Source organism: Streptomyces chryseus, assembly GCF_014650755.1.
GTDB classification, from domain to species: Bacteria; Actinomycetota; Actinomycetes; order Streptomycetales; family Streptomycetaceae; genus Streptomyces; species Streptomyces chryseus.
Map to the genome: position 1 here is coordinate 1 of NZ_BMVO01000060.1, position 5,164 is coordinate 5,164.

Genomic DNA, 5,164 nt, shown 5'->3' on the forward strand with positions numbered 1-5,164 from the left:
CAACCCGCTGAACGGGGCTATCCAAGAGGGCTGCGACGCCGTGATCACACCAGACACGTCAAGATCATCTCACCCCTGACCAGCAGTTACGGGACAAGTCTTAGCGAAGGTTCACTTCCGTTCGGCCGAGGAACCTGTTTCAGCGGGTCACTTGCTGATCGATGAGACGCTGCAGAACTTCGGCGAATCCCCGGTAGAACTCATCCATCACGGAGTCGGACTCGTTCCAGGGCTCCTTGAGGAGCGGACAGTTCCTCTGGATCAGCAGTGCACGCGTACTCGACAGCAGAGTGTCGTCGATCTGGTCCTCGAGAAACGCCTTCGCCGTCTTCTTGACGCCGTCGGTTGTGTTGCCGAACCTAGCCGCTTTGAAGTTACTGAAACGCGTCTTGTGACCCCCACCGAGCAGAATCTTCCTGAGTTCGGTGACGATGTTCGTGCTGCCGGCCTTCAGCTTGGTCGCGACCGTAAACCCATCGATGTCCTCGATCAGGTCGCTGAGCGAGAACGTGGACGCGACATCGGGCCTGGCCAGTGTCCTGCGGCAGAAGTCCAGCGGGGATGCGTTGTCCGAACGACTCCATTCGCCGTAGAAGGTGAGCAGGTCCCCACCCCAACTGGCGAGCTCGGCACGATTCGCCTTGCCGACTCCGGCGTTCCCCTTGAGGTAGTAGCCTGCGGCACTGGCGATCAGGTGGTCCGGGCTGATGGTGACACCCATCGACGGGTCGGTGTACGCCTGCTCCCTCGCGCGGCCGAGTCCCCGGGCGACAGCGAACTGGATGAACGCGCTGTCCACATCACCGAACAGCGATCCCCAGCGGGAGTCGGTGTACTTGTCCCAGCGCATGAACTGCAGGGACAGTTCGTTCGCGTTGCCCTTTCCGTACGCGACGGCGGCGTCGTACACCTTATGGACATACGCGACGAACTTATCGACCGATGAAGTTCCCGACTGGTTGACCGAGTTCTGCCCGAAGTCCGAGCCGGGGCGGTGTGCCACCCGGTCCAGTGCGAAGGTGTCCGAACCCGCGGAGAAGTTGAACTCCTTGATCTGGTTGAACGTCCAGTTCTGCGGGAGGGGGAATCCGAGGTTTCCGGAGAATCCATAGGACATGCCCGAGACGTACGCGTACGGCACATAGGCACCTCCGGACACGCTGGCGCACACATTCCGGGAACCGTACACGCCGGTGATGTACTTGCTGCCATTGCTCTTCAGGGCGTCGTTCACGCCGATGAAGTAGTCGACGATCTTGTCCATCTCCGCTTGCGTGGCGTCGTAGTCGACCGCGAAGTAGATCACCGTGCTCCGGTTGAATCCATAGCCTTCAGCCCGTTCGTGCGCCTTGCGCCCGTGCGAGTAGCCGTTGGAGTACGAGAAGTCCGCGAGCTTCCGCGCGTCGTACTGCCACAGCGGGATGACGTTCAGACCAGCGGAGAAGATCGCGTCCAGCTCTCCGGGCTGTATCTCCTTGTTCAGGGTGCTCCCGGGCGGCTCGTCGAGGTAGCGGCCTACGGCGCGGTAGCCGGCATCGTAGAGCGCCTTCGCCCGAGAGGAGGTGATGGTGAAACGGGTGTCGCAACAGTTGACATCCCGGTCAGGATTGCCGTAGGCAACCAGCAGCTGCGCCCAGGTGTCGAAGTCGGCCTTACCCGTCACACTGATCGCGGAGAAGCTCTGGAACTTCTTCACCCAGCTCGCGAGCTTCGGGCCGAACTCGTAGCTGAAGCTGGCGATGTCGCCACTCGTGTTCGAGGGACCGTTCGCCACACAGGCGGCGGAGAACAGTTGCACCCATGTCCCGGAGTCGCCTTCGGCGAGCGTGTGGGCCCGCAGGCCCGCTTCCGTGCCGGGACCGAAGACGCCGTTGGCTGAGCCCTCGGGAATCCCCGACTCGTACTGGATCCCCTTGATAAGGGCCTGCTGCACGTCACGGGAGAAGAACCCGTCGCACGGGCCGATGAAGAAGGTCGACTTCCCCCAGTAGCGGGCGTTGAGCCACTGCTGCATGAGGCGGATCTGCTCCAGTCCGCCGGACAGGAAGATGTAGGCATCCATGGTGAGCAAGGCTTTGAAGACCTTGGCCGGCAGGGCATTGCCGATCTCTATCGCCGGAATGCCCATGTCTTCCATCATCGTCTTGAAGCCGAACAAAGTGGAGTTCGACATCTCCCCGTCGATGGCCCCGGCGCTATAACCCTTGCAATAAAGACCACACTGGATGATCTTAACTATGTTCTTGTTCGCCTCACCGACCTTGATGGGCCCCTTGGCCGCCAACTTCGACAACGTGGTGGGACCGAAGGCGTTGGAGAGCGTCGTGATCCCGAGCTCGTGCTGCAACGCCCGGGTCAGGGAGTACATGGTGTTCCAGCCGGTCTTCCCGTCCTCCTTCACGGGGCTGTAGCCGGCGACACTCTTGTACGTCGCGTTGACCCATTTCTGGGCCTGAAGAACCATTCCGTCAGCCATGGCGGGCAATCCGTTCCTTCGACTCTTCGATATGTGAGGGGGGAAGTGGCGAGCTCGAACCGGTCGAGACGAACGACTGGGCAGCCTTCACAGCAGCGCGTGGGACCGGATGATGCGCCATACGGACGCGTGCGAGGGCAGCCCCCTGCTGAGACTCCAGATCAGATTGGGAGCGTGTACCCCGTACGCCAAGTCGGTCCTGCCGGTACCGCCACGTGGTACCGGCAGGACCGACTCCTCACTCAGCTGACGAGCGGAGATCCGGTGAGCTGCCAGGTGATCGGGCCCTTGCCGTCTGCTTCGATGTCGTAGACGACGGTCGCGTCGCCCGACCACCACAGATTCGGGTTGAACGCGGCAGCCGGCGAGGAACAGGTCAGCCCGCTTGCGTCGGCGTAGCTCTGGTTCAGCTTGTCCGTGAAGTCACACGTGTTGCTGGTAATCACAGTGTCGGCGCCGGACGACGTCGCACGGTTCTCCAGGCGAGTGGTTACCTTGAACGACGTGAACCGCTTGCCGGCGTCCTGTACTTGGTCATCGAGGATGCCCCAGTTGAGGGTGGTGTTGGTCTTTATCTTCCCGTCAGCTGACGGGGCGGCGCAAACATCGGCACCGATCTGAGTGTCCGGCTTCAGTCCGGGAAGGTCGATGGCTCGTACGTTGCCGGATGCCGTCGAGCACGTCTCAGCTGCACTCGCAGAGTGCGACGTCAGCATGACTGCGCTGCAGGCGGCAGCCGTCGCAGTGAACGTGGACAGGCGCATGATGGTGCGATTCATAATGCATCCTCTGGCTTTAGTGGTGAATGAGCGCGACATGGCCTACCCAGTGCGCGGTAATGCATTGCGTGGAGCGCGCCGGTGCATCGGTGCCGCATGTAGGGCGACGGCCGAAGTATCGATCCGCGCTGTGTATGGGCGAGCGTGAGGGCGCGGGAATGCGAGACTCTTCGGGACGGCAGGTCTGCGTCGGCCAACCCGCACGCTCCAGCGAAGAACACCTGCTCAGAATGAGATGAGGTGCTATCTCGCTGTGAGCGCTCTGGCTGCGGGAGTGCCAGTGTCATCCCTGAGGGCCTAGATGCACCCTTGTTCTCGGGTGCCTCGGTGGTCCCCGAGGGCCGTCCCCGGCGGCCACAGGCCGGCTTCTTGCTCGGAAACGGTAAGCCGGGCGCCCGGTGCTGCAGGGGCAGAGCAGGGTAGCCTACTGCCCGCGGAGCGCTGCGGGCCCGCCAACTGGGTCAGCTGCGGAGTTCCTGCTTGGTGTTCTTCTCGATCGTCACGATGGGATGCTCCGGCACCGGCTTGCCGGGGTCCTTAGCGGTGAGTTCAGTGGGCCACGATGTCCCGGGGTATAGGCCGACTACCGTGGTCTTGACTTGTGCTGTCGCGTCGAACCCGCCTGGGCCTGTGATGCGCACATCGACCTGGTAGATGGCTCGCCGGTCACCATTGTTGGTGATCTTCACGGGAATGGTCAGTCCGGATGTGGTGCGGGTGGGGGCATAGACCACGACGTCCCCATCGGTGGCCACGGGAGTACCGAAGGTCTCACCGCCCGAGACCACACCACTGGGCGGCGATGACGTTATCGGCTTCCCATGGGCCGCATCCGCGACTCGCTCCCCGGCTGCCTTGTCCGCCGCCTCTTTGCTGGGGTCGGCGGTCGCCGAGAGAGACGGAGACACCGGGGCGGCGGACGATCGTGCCGGCTTTGACTCGCTCGGTGCTGGAAGCGCCGCTGATTCGGTGGGGAGCGGCGTGGAGGCCGTCACCGCACCACTGTCAACGCCACCGTTGTCGCTATTCGTCCCGCTGCACGAGACGGTGAGCGTGCAAGCGGCGACTGCCATGGCGCTCAGCGCAAGTCCCTGCACTCGCCCGCCCAGCCCGCCCCGTGATGACGGCACACGGCCCGGCGCCCCTGCTCTCAGTTGCATGGCGTGGCGGAGCTGACTCGGTCGATCAGCGCTACGGTGGCGGTCTTGCTGCTCTTCATGACCGCGGTGACCTTGGAGCAGAAGATCTCACTGTGTGTACCCGTGATGGTGACTGGGCCCGCGTACTGGCTGAAGCTGCCCTCGTCGGTGTCGCACCTCGGCTCGGTCCTGTGGGTGCACAGCTTGAGCTTCATGTACTTCGTCGTGCCGGAGTTGTTGTCGAAGACCGCGCAGGCGCCTGTGTACCCATCGCCACCCCGGGGTGTACGTGAATAGGGTGCCGAACCGCCGCGCGTCCGGCAGACGTTCGGCCGACTGCAGTACATAGGCTGAACCACAGAGGTTCGCCGTCGCCCGCACCGCAGTTGCCTGGGAGGCTGCAATGGTGCGCGTGGCCTTGGAGGCAGTGGGCGATATCGCGACACCGGAAACGGAGGGCCCTTCGACGGCGGATACCTGAGGCGCCGTCAGGCCAACTGTGGCAAGCGTCATTGCGGCTACTGCGAATCGCATGAGATGCCGCGGGCGAGTGGTAATGGGCATGGGTGGTCCCCCCGTGATGCATGTGGCGTGGTCGAGATCGTGAGAGGAGCCCCGCACTTAGTGCCTGGTTGAGAACCGGTCACGGGCTGGTGGGTGTGTGAGGTGTGTGTCGTGCGAGGCGGCGGGTCATGAGGATGATCATTGACCACTTCACCATGGCTTCGTGATGCTCTGAGAGTCGTTCGTAGTCGCGGACGCAGCGTCGT

Annotated in this window: 4 protein-coding genes; all 4 read right to left on the reverse strand. The window is 63.0% G+C overall.

The genetic code is table 11. The features are described from left to right. Positions 1 to 139: 139 nt before the first annotated feature. The 4 genes from IE185_RS32640 to IE185_RS33560 all read right to left on the reverse strand — a co-directional run bounded on the left by IE185_RS32640 (position 140) and on the right by IE185_RS33560 (position 4,609). Positions 140 to 2,476, reverse strand: a complete 2,337-nt coding sequence (locus tag IE185_RS32640; RefSeq protein ID WP_229843853.1) for a glycoside hydrolase domain-containing protein — start codon at positions 2,474 to 2,476, stop codon at positions 140 to 142. A gap of 242 nt (positions 2,477 to 2,718) precedes the next feature. Beyond that, positions 2,719 to 3,255: a hypothetical protein gene (locus IE185_RS32645; protein WP_229843855.1), complete on the reverse strand. Its 537-nt coding sequence runs from the start codon at positions 3,253 to 3,255 to the stop codon at positions 2,719 to 2,721. A 461-nt stretch (positions 3,256 to 3,716) separates the two neighbouring features. Further along, on the reverse strand, positions 3,717 to 4,010 hold the full coding sequence (locus IE185_RS32650) for a hypothetical protein (RefSeq protein ID WP_138898493.1): 294 nt from the start codon (positions 4,008 to 4,010) through the stop codon (positions 3,717 to 3,719). Between the two features lie 395 nt (positions 4,011 to 4,405). Next, positions 4,406 to 4,609, reverse strand: a complete 204-nt coding sequence (locus tag IE185_RS33560; RefSeq protein WP_229843857.1) for a hypothetical protein — start codon at positions 4,607 to 4,609, stop codon at positions 4,406 to 4,408. Between the last annotated feature and the right edge of the window lie 555 nt (positions 4,610 to 5,164).